Consider the following 17793-nt stretch of genomic DNA (forward strand, 5'->3'; position numbering starts at 1 on the left):
TGCCCATGAAAAAGCATCTTCAAAATCTGAGCACGTTGTTACATTGCGCTATCAGTGGATTGGTATGTAGCGTTATTCTACTGTTTTCAATGACCTTACATGCCCAAGAGCAATTACTGTCTGCGGAAGATGCTTTTTCCTTTACGGTGGAGTCTACCAGCACGCATGAAGCACAGCTGAGCTGGAACATACCAGATCGTTACTATTTATATCAGCACAAGTTTGCAGTGCAGCAGGGCAGCCAGAAGTTGGCGTTAAGCCTACCCAAAGCCACCTATTTACATGATGAAAATTATGGACATACCCAGGTTTATTTTCATCAGGTTCAATTTAATGTGCCTACTGAAGCCTCCAAAACCTATCAGGTGACGTGGCAGGGCTGTGCGCAGGATCGTATCTGTTACCCGCCACAAACTATCGAGTTCCAGACCGATATAGATGGCTTGGTGTTGCTGCAGAATCAGGCGAAATCGAAAAAAAGTTTACTGGAACTGTCGCAGTCCGCGAATAGTACCACCAGCCTTCACAATCAGACTTTGAACGCTGAACAAAATAATTCAACAGCCACTCAACCTACTGTTGCCCTAGATACCGCCAAAGATCAGATGTGGTCGGAAAAACTGGCTGAAAGCTCTTTGGTCTATGGTTTATTGTTGTTTTTTGGCTTGGGAATCTTGCTGGCTTTTACTCCTTGTTCATTACCGATGTTACCCATTCTAACCTCGCTGATTGTACGAGACAGTAAGGGCTTGAAAGCCTGGATGATTGCACTGGTCTTTGTCTGTAGCATGGCCATGGTCTATGCCGTTTTAGGCTTAATCGCTTCATCTGCCGGATTGAACTTTCAGCGCTGGTTACAACAGCCTTCTACATTGATTGCATTTAGTGCACTGTTTGTGGTTTTTGCGTTGAATCTATTTGGTCTATTTGAAATTAAATTGCCTCAGGCACTGGTCAATCGCCTGGATCAGGCACAGTCGGTGCAAAAGGGTGGCAGTTTGATTGGTGCTGGCATCATGGGGATGATCTCGGCGCTTTTGGTTGGACCCTGTATGACCGCGCCTTTGGCCGGAGCACTGTTATTTATTTCCCAGACCCAAAGTCAGTGGCAGGGGGCAGTATTGCTGTTTACTTTAGGTTTTGGCATGGGAACCCCTTTGCTGCTGGCCAGTGTGCTGGGTGCTAAAGTCCTGCCTAAAGCCGGTTTGTGGATGCATCAGATAAAGGTGCTGTTCGCTTTTATTATGCTCGGATTGGCGCTGTACTTTATACGTCCGCTCATTTCTGAAGCCTGGATGCAGTGGCTAAGTTTGGCTTTGGGCATCATCTTTATTGGCTATCTTCTCAAGCGCTTAGCCGGGCAAACACCGCCGCTGAGATGGTTATATCTTTTGACTTTACTGATTCTGGTTCCGTATCTGGCCTATACGCAATATCAGCAGAGCCAGCGGTTTTTTGCCGAGCAGAGCCGTACTCACGCTACCTGGCATGTTGCGAAAACTGCAGCTGAGTTTCAGCAGATTTTAGCCAGCGTGCCATCTAATCAGGCCGTGATTATTGATGTCTATGCTGATTGGTGTGTGGCCTGTCAGCCGATTGAACATCGGGTGTTAAAATCAGTGCAAGTGCAACAGGCGTTGGCGCCTTATTTTCTGATCAAACTGGATTTGAGCGACTATGATGCCACGCATCAGTCTTTATTGAATCAATGGGATATTTTGGGACCGCCGACCTATTTATTCTTAGATTCCAAACAGCAGGAAATTCGTGGTTTGCGTTTAACCGGTGCTTTTAGCGAGGCGGAATTGCTGAAACAGCTGGTCCGGTTTCAAAAGCATTTAGGAGCATAAGTTGATGTATCAGCTATATATTGCCAATAAAAATTATTCCAGCTGGTCCATGCGTCCATGGCTGGTGTTGCAGGCTTTCCATCTGCCTTTTCAGGAAAACATAATCGCTTTTCCGGTCGAGCGAAATACCGGTACGTTTAAGCAGGACGTGCTGGCCATTAATCCGAACGGTAAAGTTCCGGTATTGCTGGATAAGGAGTTGATGCTTTGGGATTCCTTGGCCATTTGTGAATATTTGGCTGAACAACATCCTGATCTGGCGTTATGGCCACAAGATGTGAAACAGCGAGCACGTGCGCGCTGTATTGCTGCGGAAATGCATAGCGGCTTTTCCCAGTTGCGTAATCTCTGTGGCATGAATATCCGCGCCAATCTGGCTGAGGTTGGTCAACGCTTATGGCAGGACAATCCAGAACTGCGTCAAGATGTTGCCCGTATAGAACAGATCTGGGCGCAGCGTCCGCACGCGGATGGTTTTTTATGTGGGGCATTTTCCATTGCCGATGCATTCTACGCGCCTGTAGTGACCCGCTTTATGACTTATGGATTACCTGTCAGTGAATCTACTCTCCAATATATGCAGACCATGCTGCAGCATCCGGCCATGCAATTATGGATAGCGGACGCCTTGAAAGAAGATGGCTGGGTCAATTATTTAGAGTCCTATCAACAAAAGCAGCATTAATCACTTGGATGGTTAACACAGCTTGGCTTCAGTTAAAAACTCTGGCTGATAACATTTGACCTGATTACGACCACAGGCTTTGGCTTCATAAAGAGCCTTGTCTGCTTGGCTAATCAGTTGCTGCGGTTTAAGCATATGATTGGAAAGGGCGATCCCGAAACTGGCGGTGATGGAGATGACTTCTCCTGAATCACTATTTAAATTGATTTGCTCAATAGCCTGTCGACAACGTTCAGCAATAATCTGCGCCTGCTCTAAAGAAGACTGGTTCAAAATCAGAATAAATTCTTCCCCGCCAAAGCGTCCGACCACATCGCTATCCCGGATAATCTGGGAAAGGACTTCACTGACCTTGATCAGGGTTTCATCGCCTTTATCATGTCCGAATTGATCATTAACCCGCTTAAAATGATCCAGATCAATCAATACCAACGCATAAGATTTTGTGGGTTTGCGTTCCAGTTTTTCTAAGCAATCATTAATACTGCGCCGGTTCAGCGCATTGGTCAGTGGGTCAATCCGGCTGAGCTGCTGAATGAGTTTTTCTCTATGTCGCCATTGGCTCAGTAAAATTTCAAATAAAATTAAACAGGTAATCATAATCGGGAGAATGAAGTACATCATTGTGAGTACCCAAAACTTATTCTGATAGGGCAGGCTGCTTAGGTGAAAGATCGGGGCGTAGCGGATATAACCTTGTAAACTCAAATATCCACATGCAATTAAAAACACGGTGGCAGGAATCAGTGCGCAATACACGATTTTACGGTTAAACAGCACTAAACCCACAGTGACCAGACTGATGTAAGAGATCATAGTGGCAGGACTCAGTACTCCAACAACATAGCCGTCCCGACATAGGGATATCACCAAAATTCCAACTGCTAAAAAGGGTAAGCAATTTTGTACCCAGACCTTTTTACGCAAAACTGAACATGGGTAAATCAGGGCAATAAAAGTTATCAGGATGAGAATGTTCAACCCAAGCTGGAATTTGAGTAAAGGTAAATTGATCCATTGCCACAGATCAGGCGTTATAAGTACAAATACTTTCCACACAATCCAAATGACGTGCACCAAACTGCCTAAAATCAGCATCAAAATGCATTTATTTAAGACGCTCCAGTTCATGACGACCTCATCTTCGATGAGATATTTTTTAATTTTTTTCTTGAACGAAGAGCTGATATTGGGCGAAAAATTTGGCTTCATTCGATAGATTTGATCCCTAAGTCTTATAATGATAAATGAGTGTGAAACAATTAATTTATTTTGATTAATTCACAACATAGCACGTTTTTTGTGAATAGTAATGCTTATATTTTGTGCATTTTTGAGTGAAAATTACGCTAAATTCGTATTCTCATTGTTTTAAAAATAGAACGTAATGTTGTTGTTATAGATATTATTCTATTTTTATTGATTGATTAAACTGACTGCATTGAATAAATACAGATGCAGGTTTAGCCATGAAAGTTTTACATATCGACTCAAGTATTTTAGGTGATGCTTCAGTTTCACGCCAATTGAGCCAGGCCATTGTTTCTCAATTACAAACCAAGCATGCAGATGCAACAGTAGAATATCTGGATTTGGCTAAACAGCCTATTCCTCATTTAACTGCTGAAATCATGATGGGGCAAGATGCTGAACAGGCTGCTTTGGGTGAAAAAATTATTCAGCAGTATTTGGATGCAGATGTAGTCGTGGTCGGTGCGGCAATGTATAACTTTGGCTTACCATCTACCTTAAAAGCCTGGATTGATCGTATCAGTGTGGCAGGAAAAACCTTTAAATACACTGAAAATGGCCCAGTCGGGTTAGCAGGTGAGAAAAAAGCCTATATCGCCAGCAGTCGTGGTGGTGTCTATGGCGAAAATAGCCCGGCTGATTTTCAGGAAGGCTTTTTGAAAACCGTATTTAATTTTACAGGTGTGAATGATGTGGAAATTATTCGTGCTGAAGGTGTGAATATGGGTCCAGAATTAAAAGCAAAAGCCATTGAAAGCGCTTTATCTCAGGTTCAAGCCCTGTAATTTTGAGTTTTTACAGCATTAAGTTCACAATTCCTCTTTGGTCAGCTTCGGCTGACCTTTTTTATGCTTTGATTTTCTAATTAATCTTGGTCAAGTTCATGAGCAAATTCGGCCAGATCTGCTAAAGCGCGCTTTGCTTCATCAAACCATGCAGTGAAGAGCTGAAAGTCATGCCACATGCCAGTGTACAGTTTAAAACTAACCTTTACGTTGGACTGTTCTGCTTTTGCTTTAAAACGCTGGGCATCATCTAATAAAATTTCTTTTGAACCGACTTGAATCAGAGTTGGTGGTAAACCGGTTAAATCTGCAAACAACGGTGAAATAGCTGGATCAGCTTTGTCCATTGATTTTGGAACGTAATAATCAATACCGGTTTCTAGTGTTTCAATTGATAACAGGGCATCATGCTTGCGGTTATAACGTAAAGATTCACTGGTCAAGGTTAAATCTAAAAATGGTGATAACAACATCAGTCCACTGGCTTGGGGAAGCTCTTGGTCTCGAATTTTCAATGCCAGCGCGACCGCTAAATTGGCACCGCAAGAGTCGCCAGCCAAAATAATATCTTTGGCCTGTATGCCTTGGTCGAGCAAAATATTATAGACATCGAAAAGTGCATCGAGTGCTTCAGGAAAAGGCTGTTCAGGCGCTAGTGGGTAATCTATGTGGATTAACTGCATTTGGGTGCGCGCCACGATATCGGATAAGAAGGCCCGATGGGTATTTAAAGACCCTAAAAAGAATGCGCCACCATGAATATATAAAATCAGTTGAGTGGCTTCATTATTTGGTTTAATTTCTTCTGCACGTAAACCTGCGAGACGTAGAGGACGAAGACTTACCTCTTTATTCTGGGGAAATAGGCGACACATTTGTTCAAGTGCAAAACGGATTGAACTTGGAGGTAAATTAAATTGACTGGGCGTTCGAATAGCCGTTTTTAAAAAGCTTTCAGTTACTAATTGTTTCCAAACAGGATCTATCTTCATGTTGTTCCTATGTTGTTATTTGTTTTGAGCCTTATTTTGCATATTTACCAATACAAGTTACAAGGGTACACTAAATGGTCACATTCAAAAATTGCATAATTGTTGTGACTTTTTATACTAAAGCCGTCAACACTAGACTAGGGAATGAAAAAAAAATGAAAAAAATTGCGCTTGCATTAGGATTGCTCGGATTTACAGTTTTGGCTAACGCCGCAGATCCATTAAATGGTACTGTTTGGAAAACTATTGATGACAAAACAAAACAACCAAAAGCAATAGTAAAATTTACTGAGCAAAAAAATGGTACGTTATCTGCGAGTATTCAAAAGACTTTAACACCAGGTGAAGAAAACGCTTGTACCAAATGTGAAGGTCCATATCACAACAAATCTTTGAAAGGTCTAAAGATTGTACATGGACTTAAAAATGTAGGCGGTACAAACTATGAAGAAGGTACTATTCTTGATCCTTCTTCAGGCAAAACTTACAAATTAAAAGGCCAGCTTATTGAAGGCGGTAAAAAATTAGAGCTACGTGGCTTTATTGGTGTATCAGTTTTAGGTCGTAACCAAACTTGGATTCGCGCGAACTAATTTTGCTGAACAATTTGAATAAAAAAAGCCTGACTTTGTCAGGCTTTTTTTATTCAAGGCACTATCAATTAGAGGAAGTTATCTAGCAGACTTATTTTAATGCCCGATAAGCATCTTCATCAAAACCGACAATATACCCCGTATCTGTTGCCAGCACAGGACGCTTAATTAAACTGCTGTGTTGAGTCAGTGCTTGAATGAGATTTTCTTTACTGGCTAAAGCTGTTTGTTGTTCCGCATCAGTGAGTTTGCGCCAGGTGGTAGCTTTTTTATTTAAAATCACATCCTGACCTTTGGCATCCAGCCAGATTTTCACGGTCTCAGTATCAATGCCTTGTTTTTTATAATCATGAAATTCATAGGCCAGACCTAATTCAGTTAACAGGTCAAAGGCTTTTTTCATCGAGTTGCAGTTTTTGATGCCATAAATTTTAAGCATAAGAGGGTCTTTCCATTTTCTATTATCTGATAGCGTAACGAAAATCTGCTAGAAGCTCTAGAAAGAAATGAAAGTATTCAAGCTTAAAAAATATAGTGTGATGTCATGAAATTGACATTTGGATTTGCCAATATAGCCTTATAAAGGAAAGCATCGTTTTGATGATCATTTTATAATGATAAAAATGGATGAATAAAAAAGAGAAAACCCGCATTTAATCGTCCTGATCATGCGGGTCTCATTTCAACGTCCATTGTCACATCCTTGCAAAATAAACGGCTTAAGCTGTCTATTCTGTTTCATCCTACGGCGTCCTGTCCTTTTGAGTCATCCTGACTTATCCCTTTGCCGTGTGACTATAATGCGCTGAAAACAGATGTATAAAAATACACAAACGCGTCAAGTGTTGTACGAATTTGGATGGTATTGAGTGAACTATTGTTCACTCAAATAGGTGCATTGAATCAGATTTTATAATCAATAATGACTGGCGCATGGTCACTAAACCAGCTGTCTTTATAAACCCAGGCATTGATGGTACGGGCTTTCCAGTCGGGAGAACAGGCTTGGTAATCAATCCGCCAACCCACGTTCTTGGCACGTGCCTGACCGCGATTAGACCACCATGAATACAATTCAGCTTCTTTGCGTACTTCACGGAAAGTATCGACATAACCCAAATCATCATAAATATGATCCAGCCAGGCACGTTCATGCGGTAAGCAACCGGAAGATTTTTGGTTACCTGACCAGTTTTTGATATCAATACGCTTGTGCACAATGTTGTAATCACCGCAGACAATGATGGATTTATCTTCATCACGCCACTGCTTTAAAATTTCCTGATATTGATCCAAAAAGTGATCTTTACGCGCTTGGGCTTCCTCACCCGAAGAACCTGACGGTAAATACAGTGAACAGATATGCACTGGCTTGTCTAAACCGAGATCAAATTCAGCCGTAATAAAACGGCCTTGAGAGTCTGCCAATTCAAAACCCAAGCCATCTTTTACTGAAACAAAGGGCAAACGGCTATAAATCGCAGTACCCGCATAACCTGCACGTTCTGCCGGGAACAGGTGAGTGTGCCAGCCTTCAGGTCTGAATTTTTCAGTCCACTGCGCATGCGTGATCCGGCTTTCTTGCATACAAATGACATCAGCATCTGACTGTGCCATCCATTCCAGTAAGCCTTTGGTCACTGAAGAACGTAAGCCATTCACGTTAATTGAGACTACTCTTAGAATTTTTTGATCACTTGGATAGCTACTCTTTGGTATCATGCGCAAGTCTTACCTCTATTTATGAATTTTGGAGCACCTCATGACGTCGCCAGCTCAATTTAACCCTCAAGCTTTTATCGAACTTGCATTATCACGTGGTGTGCTTAAATTTGGTGAGTTTACTTTAAAATCGGGTCGTGTGAGTCCTTATTTTTTTAATGCCGGTTTATTGAATGATGGGGAAGCCTTAACCTTATTGGCTTCAGGCTATGCAGACAAATTAACGGCATGTGACAACGTGGAAGTGATTTTTGGACCTGCATATAAAGGTATCCCATTTGTTGCTGCAACAGCTGTAGCATTGTCACAAAATCATGGCGTAAGTGTGCCTTGGGGTTTTAACCGTAAAGAGGCCAAAGATCACGGTGAAGGTGGTGTACTGGTAGGTGCTTCTGTTGCAGGTAAAAAAGTCTGGATTATTGATGATGTGATTACTGCAGGGACTGCGATTCGTGAAGTGGTCACCATTTTAAAAAATGCCGGTGCGCAAATTGCCGGCGTATTGGTGGCACTTGATCGTCAGGAAAAAGGTCAAGGTGAACTTTCTGCTATTCAGGAAGTGCAAAAAGAATTAGAAATTCCAGTGCATGCCTTAATTACTATGAAAGATTTAATGAACTTTCTGGATGCTAAAGGTGAAAAAGAGGCTTTGGCGAAAATGGAAGCCTATCGTGTGAAATACGGCATCTGATGGTTCAGCTGAATCTGAGTAAGTGAAGAAGGGAAGCCCATCGCTTCCTTTTTTTTATGATTAAAGAACATGATAATGAGCTAAAAATATGGATAGACAATAATGGCTACCAAATATTAATTTCAATACATTGATATTTAATATTTTTTATAATGAAAATTATTAAATGCTTATTATTGTGAAGTTGCACGGAATAGAATCTTTTGCAGGCTTCCTAAGTCACTATTGCTTAGGTCTGATTCCCATGTCATCAATAGACTTTCATTTTAGAATCACTAAAAAATAGTGCGAGTTGGATTTCTGATTATTAAAGTCAAGTATATAAAATGTATGATGTGACAAAATGTGTATATGTGATTTTTCAACTATGATTGATCGATATAATTTTATACTTGTATAGTATTGTATTTTTGTAAATTTAAAAATAAACAACAACTTAATTGCTATTTTAATCTTGATAAATATTCATTTTTTTCATATAAACTTATGATCATTTTAAGAAAATGATGCATGCTTAAAATATTTTTGAATCAAATTAATGTTAATTGTGTCACGTGTTTGTTTGTTCTGGCTAATAAATTGGTATTTTTTGTGATAGATCATTTAACCATTAAAGTGATTTAATTTGTTTCAGCATAGAACAGAGAAACAGGAGTCTATATTTAACGTTGACCTGCTCACTTTAAGCAAATCCATGTGATGAATTGAACGAGGCCGTCAACTTAAAGAAAAGATCTGATCTCGAAATTAGCAATACAAGTTATGCGAGAGATGTAACTGTTATAAAAGAACTTTATTTATTGAAAATAATTTCAATAACAACAATAAATGTAAAGGGGCTTAGCCATGGCAAAAAAGTACAATAGATTTTTGTCTGCCACAGCAGATTTTAATTTAGAAAATTCTCCATATTTTTGGATCACTCAAGTTCATGCTCAGTATGTACAGAATGTAGATCATGCATTAAAAAAATATGGATTAGATAATTCTCGTCGTCGCATTTTATTGGCTTTAAAAGCAAAAAATAGAGCAAGTGTTTCCGATCTTTCTGAAATGCTGATTTCTAAAATGTCTACAACGACAAAAATTGTTTATCGCCTAAAAGATGAAGGCTTGGTTCATACTTATAGTTGCGAAGATGATGCTCGAATTACCCGGGTTTTATTAACAGATAAGGGACAACAGATGATTCATAAGATTAATGATCTGAGTCACGTTGTTTTGGAACAATCTTTTGAGGGTTTAACTCCCCTTCAAATTGAAAAAATGTTAGAAAATCTCAAACATATTTTCAAAAAACTGGCTCATTAAGCTAGGTTTTTTGACTATTGTGGTGCCGCATGCAGTACGTGAGATATCTGTAGCTAAAATTTAAAATGATAAAAAAGCATACCAAAGTAATAATAATCAGATATTCATCAGGCTATATGTAGTATTGATAAAAAGCCCATTGCTCATAATTGGGCTTTTTATTTGGATTTTTTAAAATAGACAAATAATGGCTAAACTAAATTTTTAATAGATATTTTAAGCTAAGTAAGTATTCATTTTCTTGTTTAGGCATGCAGCACATATAGTGATGAAATTGGAATCTGAAATTAATATTTTGTGCCTAAGCTCTCGCTAGTCTATTCGTTGTTCACACTTTTTACATTCCAGCAAAATACCTAGCTTCTCCAGTCGTCCTTGTTCAGTCATCACCCAAGAACGGTTTTGCCATGGTGGGTTATGTCGGACATGCTGGGTGTGGCCACAGGCTAAAATGGCAAACCAATGATTTTCATCATCCAGATCAAAGCCAATAATTGCTTGTTGCATGGTTATGCTCCGAAATAACGATGATAAATTCAAATTAAAACGATTCAACGTTTAAAGCAATTCAAAAGGGGCTTTTAGTCCCCTTAAATCATTCCTCAGGCTTTTAAGATCGGGAACAGTCAGGACTTGAACCATAGCAACCGCCGGAACCCATGTCATAAATAGTCGAATGCCCAGGATTACCTTTCGGGCGTGGTACGCCTTGCGGAACAAAAAAGGTGACCGAGTGGGCACCATATAATCCAGCAGGAATGGTCATCTCTTTTAATACCACATAAGCACTACCGAAATGAACATATTCCATGCCTGTACCCGAAGACTCAGAACCGCCAATCACGGGTGGTGTATGAATATTGTTGGCTCTATTGTAGCTGGCTTTCCATGCTTGAATATCGGTCTTATTGGCTGGACGTAGCAAGCCTTTCGCCACAGCATCATTAATTCCCGCTTGACCTGCCAAAGGGGCATTTTTATCAATAATGTCATTGATAGTCTTGTCATTTGATGACTTTAAGGCGCTGATTAAACCAATATTACCAATCTGGGCGCGTCCATTTTGCGCCAAAATTACGGATTTAATATCTTTTTGCATAATCTTTTGTGACAGTTGGTTTAATGCCGCGGCATTTTCATTAGATACGTAACTATAGCCACATTGCGAATTTTCAGAAGTGGTTTCCAGAACTGGTACTGAATTAGGCAAGCCCAATACGCGCTGAGCATGATAACCCGTTGCAACAACGCCTACGATATGGGTGTTGGCTTCCCATTTTATGTTCCAAATTGTAGGTTCGTATGCCCCTAAAATTAATACGGTCGGGCGATTGTGTTGCACGTAAATATCCATTTCGTTGGCTTGGTGTCCACTGTCATCAATTTGATAGCGTGAATCACGACCAGAGTAGGCACCTGTGGCAAAGACATCAAAATCTTGCGGGAGTTTGGCCTTGAATTTACTGCATTGCGTTTCAATAGGAGGGGTATGAGTTGAACCTTGGTATTGCTGTCGCGCTGCAGATACCGCAGACATTAGGGCTTGTCGTAATAGATCAGAATTTTCTGGTGCTTCCTGCCGATATAAACAGTCTTTAGGACGAAGTTCATCATTCAATGTTGAAAAACATTGCCATGTCTTTATCGGTTGCCCAATTTGAAATTGGGGCTGATAGAAAATCTTATGTTGAGCGAGTGCAGCTGGAATGCCTTTATGTGCTTGAATTTCTGCTGTAAATAACAGGCGGTCAAATTGTAAACTCACGCCATCATCTATTTTTAGATTGGCTACAATTGCCCGTTGGATTTGTGAAGATTGTCGTAATAGGGTCAGCAGTTGCTGTGCGCCATCTTGACTTTGATTTAAATACTGCTGATTCACTTGCTCCAGGAACTGTTGTTTTTGGGCTTCGATATGGTGGAGGATTTGCTGTTGCTGGTATGTTTGATAAAAATATTGTCCGGCATAGGCCAAACCCACGACAGATAAGCTGCTGATCACCCCAACCAAAATTCCCGATTGAAAAGAATACTTTGTTTTATTCATGTTGAATTCGATTTATTTTTGTTTAATCGAGGTTTAATATAATGTAAAATACTGAAAATAAAAATAATTTTAATATAAATTTAAAGGGTTAATAAATCATATTGTGATCTTGAGTTTTAGTTATAAGCATGTAGAAAAATCAGAAAACATCTAGGGTAATCTCCGCTATACTTTTCTCAATTTAAACATACATGAGCAGATCGATATGCGCGTACTTGTTGTGATGGATCCCATCGAAACTGTTAATCTGAAAAAAGATTCCTCAATGGCCATGCTGTGGGCAGCAGCGCGCCGTGGACATGAATTGGGTTATGCATTACAGCAAGATTTATATATTGAACAGGGTAAAGCATTTGGTCTGATTGCGCCGCTTCAAGTGTTTGAGGACTATAACCATTACTATGAACTGGGCGAAAAGAAGAAAGAATCTATTGCGGCTTATGACGTAGTTTTAATGCGTAAAGACCCACCTTTCGACATGAATTTTGTCTATACCACTTATATTTTGGAACAGGCAGAACGAGAAGGTGCATGGATTATCAATAAACCGCAAAGCCTGCGTGACTGCAACGAAAAGCTATTTGCTACCCAGTTTCCGGAATTGCAGGTGCCAACCTTGGTCACTTCACAAGAAAGCCTGATTCGTGACTTCATTAAAGAACAGGTCGATGTGATTGTAAAACCATTAGATGGCATGGGTGGTATGGGGATTTTCCGTTTGTATCAAGATGGCATCAATATTGGCTCGACGATTGAAATTCTGACCAATAACGGTACACAGCCAATTATGGCACAGCGTTATATTCCAGAAATTGTGGAAGGGGATAAACGTATTTTAATGATCAATGGCGAACCGGTGCCTTATTGTCTGGCACGGATTCCTCAAAATGGTGAAGTTCGTGGCAATCTGGCTGCTGGCGGTTTGGGGCAGGCACGTCCATTGTCTGAAAATGACAAAATAATTGCGGCTAAAGTGGGGCCGTATCTCAGAGAAAAGGGTCTGGTTTTTGTGGGGCTGGATGTAATTGGTAATTATGTGACTGAAATTAATGTCACCAGTCCAACCTGTATCCGTGAAATTGATAGTCAGTTTGGAACATCGATTGCTGATGATTTATTTGATGTTTTAGAAGCCGGTTTAAAAGCTTAATGATGGTTTAATAAAAATAGAGGGCCCGGGTTAAACGGGCTCTTTTTTTTAGACATTTTGCTCAGTCCATATAAAACTCGCTGCCTATTCAGGAATAGGGTGCTAAATTGCATAAAAAATGTATAAAAAAATATATTTTTGGCCGATTAATAATAAAACTAGTTTAAACTTTAAAATCGGAAGAAAAAAACAATGAAGCACTTGGTGAAAAAAAGTAAATAAACTTTCACGACTTTACGTTTGTGATTACAATTGACCGCTTATAAAGATCTTTCATTATCCCTATTTGAATTGAAGAATTAAACCGTGACCGAAGCTCAGCAAAAACAGCCTAAACATGTCATGATGATGGCCGCAGGTACGGGTGGACATGTTTTCCCAGCATTGGCTGTTGCTAAACAGTTACAGCAACAAGGAATACAGGTGTCCTGGCTTGCAACACCTGCAGGCATGGAAAACCGATTATTAAAAAATCACAATATTCCAATTTATCAAATTGATATTCAGGGTGTACGTGGTAACGGTGCGGTGCGTAAGTTACTGGCCCCTTTTAAAATTTTAAAAGCAACCCTAAGCGCGATGCGCTATATGAAACAGTTGAAAGTGGATGCAGTAGCCGGGTTTGGCGGTTATGTGGCCGGCCCAGGTGGTTTGGCAGCTCGTGCTTTGGGTATTCCGGTGATTATCCATGAGCAAAATGCCATTGCCGGATTTACCAATACGCAGTTATCACGCATTGCCAAAACGGTGTGTCAGGCATTTCCGAAGACTTTCCCTGAAAGTGCGAAAATTGTGACCACAGGCAATCCGGTACGTAAAGAGATTACTGAAATTTTAAGCCCGGCTTGGCGTTATCAAGAACGTGAAAAAGCAGGTTTACCACTGCGTATATTGATCGTTGGTGGTTCACTTGGCGCTCAAGCACTGAATGAGCGGGTTCCGGAAGCCTTAAAACAGCTGAATGTGCCATTGAATGTCTATCATCAGTGTGGTCAAAACCATGCCGAGGCGACTCAGGCACGTTATGCTGATAAACCGGCATCGTTGCAGGTTGAAGTGCAGCCCTTTATTGAAGATATGGCGCAAGCCTATGCCGATGCCGATTTAATTATCTGCCGTGCAGGGGCTTTAACCGTGACTGAAATTGCCACAGCAGGCGTGGCTGCGGTTTTTGTTCCGCTGCCAAGTGCGGTGGATGACCATCAAACGGCCAATGCCAAATTTCTAGCCAATTCCGGTGCGGCAAAAATTTGCCCGCAAGCAACTTTAACCCCAGACAGTTTAAAAGAACTTTTAGCACCGTTGATGAATCGTCAGCTGTTGTCTGAAATGGCAGTCAAGGCGCGTCAACAGGCTCAAACAGATGCAACCCAACACGTGGTTCGTTTAATTCAAGAATTGTAAATTAGAGTAATATATGTCTCCATCTACTCCTGCTGATCAAGCGAAAAAGTTAATTAAAGTGCCTGAAATGCGCCGTATCAAACACATTCATTTTGTGGGTATTGGTGGCGCAGGGATGTGCGGTATCGCAGAAGTGCTGAAGAACCAAGGCTATCAGGTTTCTGGTTCAGACATTAAAGCCTCAAAAACCACGGCACAGCTTGAAGAAAATGGCATCAAAGTCTATATCGGCCATGCAGCAGACAATATTAAAGATGCCAATGTACTGGTGGTTTCTACCGCCATTGATCGTGAAAATCCAGAAATCAAGGCAGCCATTGAAAGCCGTATTCCAGTAGTTCGCCGTGCGGAAATGCTGGGTGAGTTAATGCGTTACCGTCATGGCATTGCGGTTGCAGGTACACATGGTAAGACCACAACCACCAGTTTAGTGACTTGTATGTTGGCGGAAGAAAATCTGGATCCGACCTATGTCATTGGTGGTTTGCTGAACCGTACCGGTGTCAATGCAGCATTGGGTGCGAGTCGTTATATCGTGGCTGAAGCGGATGAATCAGATGCCTCATTCCTGCATTTACAGCCCATGGCAACCATTGTGACCAACATTGATGCTGACCATATGGACACTTATGGCGGTAGCTTTGACGTCTTAAAAGATACTTTTGTGCAGTTCTTGCAAAAACTGCCATTCTACGGCCTGGCTGTGGTGTGTGGTGATGATGCCAACATTCGCGAGATCATGCCGCGTATCGGTCGTCCGCTTCTGACCTATGGTTTTAATGAAGACAACGATATTCGTGCGGTAGATGTTGTTCAAGACGGTATGCAATCTCACTTTAGCGTATTGCGTAAAGACCGTGAGCCGTTACGCTTAACCATTAACCTTCCAGGTTTGCATAACATTCTGAATGCTTTGGCTGCGATTGGTATTGCAACCGATGAAGGCGTATCAGATGCAGCGATTGCTCGTGCATTGGAAAGCTTTAGCGGTGTAGGTCGTCGCTTCCAGGTGCAAGGTGAATTTGAGCTTGAAGGTGGCAATGTGAAATTGGTGGACGATTATGGTCACCATCCTAAAGAAGTGGAAGCCACCATTAAAGCTGCGCGTGCCAGCCATCCTGACCGTCGCCTGGTGATGATGTTCCAACCACACCGTTTCAGCCGTACCCGTGACTGTTTTGACGACTTCGTGGATGTATTGTCACAAGTTGACCAATTGTTATTGCTGGAAGTGTATCCTGCGGGTGAAAAACCGATTGTCGGGGCAGATAGCCGCAGCTTGGCACGTAGTATCCGTTTGCGTGGCGATGTCGAGCCGATTCTGATTGACCCGGTTGATGGCAATTTGCAGAATGCGATGCAAAAAGTGTTACAAGCGAATGACTTGTTATTAACGCAGGGCGCAGGTAATGTGGGAGCTATCTCAATCGAGCTTGCACAAAATAAATTGTATTTAAAATAATCACTTTATGTGATTTTGAATTTGATCGTTCAGTTATAAAGTTTAAGGATATAAACGTGGCAAATGCTTCAAAATTCGGCAAAGTTGCCGTATTGCTTGGTGGTAAATCGGCTGAGCGCGAGGTTTCTCTAGATAGTGGTAAAGCTGTGCTTGAGGCATTGGTGCGTTCCGGGGTGAATGCCGAAGCTTTTGATCCTCAGGAACGCAGTGTGACGGAACTGGTTAACTACGACCGTGCTTTTATTGTGTTGCATGGTCGCGGCGGTGAAGATGGTCAAATTCAAGGGACTTTAGAATGGTTGAATCTGCCTTATACCGGTACTGGTGTGCAAGGTTCAGCTATTGGTATGGATAAGGTTAAAACCAAGCAGGTTTGGCAAGGTTCAGAATTGCCAACAGCACCTTACCGCATTGTGACGAAAGATTCTGATTTGCAAGATGTAGTCGATACTATTGGTCTGCCATTCATTATCAAACCGGTACATGAAGGCTCCAGTATTGGCATGAGCAAAGTTGAAAAAATGGAAGACTTTGCTGACGCGATGACCAAAGCAACCCAGCATGATGCTGTAGTGATGGCCGAAAAATGGATCACTGGTCGTGAATTTACCATTGTGATTTTAAATGGTCAGGCCTTGCCGGTTATTCGTCTAGAACCACCTAAAGATGTGGCATTCTATGACTATGAAGCCAAATACAATCGTAATGACGTGCAATATGGGATTCCTTGCGGTCTGACCGAAGATGAAGAAAAGCGTTTACAAGCCTTGTGCTTACGGGCTTTTCAGGCTGTAGGTGCAAGTGGTTGGGGACGTATTGATGCCATGCAGGACGAAAACGGCAACTTCTGGTTGTTGGAAGTGAACACCGTTCCAGGCATGACCAGTCATTCTTTAGTTCCCAAAGCTGCAAAAGCGGTGGGCTATAGCTTTGATGACTTATGTGTGGCAATTTTAGAACAAACTCTGACTGGTGCGGCACACTAAACTATGGCTCAACTCCCTGCTTCAATGCGTCGTAAACGAGCAGCAATTACCTCTATCCATGATAAGCCACCTACACGTAAGGAAAAGCTTGCGAATCTGGGTGGCTGGTTATTAATGCTTGTTGCACTGGTGGTATTGGCAGTCGGGGTGTATGGTTTATATCGTGTCATGACTGATGCCCATGTGGCTGAACTGAATGTGGTGGGTACACGTTCTGATGCTGAAAATCGTCAGGTCATGGCACATGTGGCGCCTAAGGTCACTGAAAATTATTTTACTTCTGATCTGGAACAAATCCGGGATCAGGCTTTGGAGTTGTCTTGGGTGGATCGCGTGGTGGTTTCACGTGCCTGGCCCAATTCAATTCGTGTGCGAGTCATGCCGCGTCATGCGATTGCCCGTTGGGGAACCGGACGATTGCTGAGCGATAGTGGCGATATTTTTGCAGAAGTTGTTCCGCAAAATAATCAGAAATTGCCATTGCTGCATGGTCCAGCATCTCAATCTAAAATGATGATGCGTCGCTACAATGAAATTAATCAATTATTCCTTCCAGTCAACGTTCATTTAAAAGAATTATATTTAACCGAACGTATGACTTGGTTTATGCAGTTTGATTCTGGTTTACGTGTCATAGTGGACCAAGATCAGACCATGAGTAAACTTCAACGCTTGAGTCATATGGCACAAAGTGATTTAAAACCCGTTTGGGCTAGAATTTCATCGGTTGACTTACGTTATAGAAACGGATTGGCTATACAATGGAAGAATTCAGCACCTCCAAGTATTGTAAATGGTCACTTTGTTGTAACGATTAATGACACAAGCATTGCAGATGGAATAACGGTAAAGCCATAATTGAGC

General features: G+C 41.4%; 17 protein-coding genes. 11 read left to right on the forward strand and 6 right to left on the reverse strand.

Annotated features, from left to right (window positions below; translation table 11 throughout):
* Nucleotides 1–5 precede the first annotated feature (5 nt).
* A complete protein-coding gene (gene dsbD / locus FB6_RS00425; protein ID WP_174558110.1) occupies nucleotides 6–1850 on the forward strand; it encodes a protein-disulfide reductase DsbD in 1845 nt (614 codons plus the stop codon).
* Nucleotides 1851–1854: 4 nt separating this feature from the next.
* Nucleotides 1855–2535: a glutathione S-transferase family protein gene (locus FB6_RS00430; protein WP_174558111.1), complete on the forward strand. Its 681-nt coding sequence runs from the start codon at nucleotides 1855–1857 to the stop codon at nucleotides 2533–2535.
* Nucleotides 2536–2547: 12 nt separating this feature from the next.
* On the opposite strand, the gene FB6_RS00435 is transcribed toward FB6_RS00430, so the two are convergent.
* Entirely contained in the window at nucleotides 2548–3747 is a 1200-nt protein-coding gene (locus FB6_RS00435) for a GGDEF domain-containing protein (protein WP_174558112.1), read from the reverse strand.
* A 257-nt stretch (nucleotides 3748–4004) separates the two neighbouring features.
* On the opposite strand from FB6_RS00435, the gene FB6_RS00440 reads away from it, so the two are divergent.
* Nucleotides 4005–4571, forward strand: coding sequence for an FMN-dependent NADH-azoreductase (locus tag FB6_RS00440; RefSeq protein ID WP_174558113.1), 567 nt, complete (start codon nucleotides 4005–4007; stop codon nucleotides 4569–4571).
* An 80-nt stretch (nucleotides 4572–4651) separates the two neighbouring features.
* On the opposite strand, the gene FB6_RS00445 is transcribed toward FB6_RS00440, so the two are convergent.
* Nucleotides 4652–5563: an alpha/beta hydrolase gene (locus FB6_RS00445; RefSeq protein ID WP_174558114.1), complete on the reverse strand. Its 912-nt coding sequence runs from the start codon at nucleotides 5561–5563 to the stop codon at nucleotides 4652–4654.
* 155 nt (nucleotides 5564–5718) lie between these two features.
* Between FB6_RS00445 and FB6_RS00450 the strand changes: the two genes are divergently transcribed.
* Nucleotides 5719–6156 (forward strand): DUF2147 domain-containing protein, encoded by a 438-nt coding sequence (locus FB6_RS00450; protein WP_174558242.1) that lies wholly within the window; start codon nucleotides 5719–5721, stop codon nucleotides 6154–6156.
* Between the two features lie 91 nt (nucleotides 6157–6247).
* On the opposite strand, the gene FB6_RS00455 is transcribed toward FB6_RS00450, so the two are convergent.
* Complete coding sequence (locus FB6_RS00455) at nucleotides 6248–6595, reverse strand: Spx/MgsR family RNA polymerase-binding regulatory protein (protein ID WP_174558115.1); 348 nt, start codon at nucleotides 6593–6595, stop codon at nucleotides 6248–6250.
* A 464-nt stretch (nucleotides 6596–7059) separates the two neighbouring features.
* Complete coding sequence (locus tag FB6_RS00460; protein ID WP_174558116.1) at nucleotides 7060–7878, reverse strand: exodeoxyribonuclease III; 819 nt, start codon at nucleotides 7876–7878, stop codon at nucleotides 7060–7062.
* 40 nt (nucleotides 7879–7918) lie between these two features.
* Between FB6_RS00460 and pyrE the strand changes: the two genes are divergently transcribed.
* Nucleotides 7919–8569: an orotate phosphoribosyltransferase gene (gene pyrE, locus FB6_RS00465; protein WP_174558117.1), complete on the forward strand. Its 651-nt coding sequence runs from the start codon at nucleotides 7919–7921 to the stop codon at nucleotides 8567–8569.
* A gap of 846 nt (nucleotides 8570–9415) precedes the next feature.
* Entirely contained in the window at nucleotides 9416–9880 is a 465-nt protein-coding gene (locus tag FB6_RS00470) for a MarR family winged helix-turn-helix transcriptional regulator (protein ID WP_174558118.1), read from the forward strand.
* A 312-nt stretch (nucleotides 9881–10192) separates the two neighbouring features.
* On the opposite strand, the gene FB6_RS00475 is transcribed toward FB6_RS00470, so the two are convergent.
* Nucleotides 10193–10387: a DUF3565 domain-containing protein gene (locus FB6_RS00475; protein WP_174558119.1), complete on the reverse strand. Its 195-nt coding sequence runs from the start codon at nucleotides 10385–10387 to the stop codon at nucleotides 10193–10195.
* A gap of 103 nt (nucleotides 10388–10490) precedes the next feature.
* On the reverse strand, nucleotides 10491–11927 hold the full coding sequence (locus FB6_RS00480; RefSeq protein ID WP_254592171.1) for a hypothetical protein: 1437 nt from the start codon (nucleotides 11925–11927) through the stop codon (nucleotides 10491–10493).
* 205 nt (nucleotides 11928–12132) lie between these two features.
* Between FB6_RS00480 and gshB the strand changes: the two genes are divergently transcribed.
* The 5 genes from gshB to FB6_RS00505 all read left to right on the forward strand — a co-directional run bounded on the left by gshB (nucleotide 12133) and on the right by FB6_RS00505 (nucleotide 17787).
* Entirely contained in the window at nucleotides 12133–13077 is a 945-nt protein-coding gene (gene gshB, locus FB6_RS00485; RefSeq protein WP_174558120.1) for a glutathione synthase, read from the forward strand.
* Nucleotides 13078–13383: 306 nt separating this feature from the next.
* Nucleotides 13384–14481, forward strand: a complete 1098-nt coding sequence (gene murG / locus FB6_RS00490) for an undecaprenyldiphospho-muramoylpentapeptide beta-N-acetylglucosaminyltransferase (RefSeq protein WP_174558121.1) — start codon at nucleotides 13384–13386, stop codon at nucleotides 14479–14481.
* Nucleotides 14482–14494: 13 nt separating this feature from the next.
* Complete coding sequence (gene murC, locus FB6_RS00495; protein WP_174558122.1) at nucleotides 14495–15943, forward strand: UDP-N-acetylmuramate--L-alanine ligase; 1449 nt, start codon at nucleotides 14495–14497, stop codon at nucleotides 15941–15943.
* A gap of 56 nt (nucleotides 15944–15999) precedes the next feature.
* Nucleotides 16000–16929 carry a D-alanine--D-alanine ligase gene (locus FB6_RS00500; RefSeq protein WP_174558123.1) on the forward strand — a complete coding sequence of 310 codons (930 nt, stop codon included), beginning with the start codon at nucleotides 16000–16002 and terminating at the stop codon, nucleotides 16927–16929.
* Between the two features lie 3 nt (nucleotides 16930–16932).
* Entirely contained in the window at nucleotides 16933–17787 is an 855-nt protein-coding gene (locus FB6_RS00505) for a cell division protein FtsQ/DivIB (RefSeq protein ID WP_174558124.1), read from the forward strand.
* The last annotated feature ends 6 nt before the right edge of the window (nucleotides 17788–17793 follow it).

The sequence above is a fragment of the Acinetobacter bouvetii genome (assembly GCF_902753875.1).
In the GTDB taxonomy this organism is placed as follows: Bacteria; Pseudomonadota; Gammaproteobacteria; order Pseudomonadales; family Moraxellaceae; genus Acinetobacter; species Acinetobacter bouvetii_A.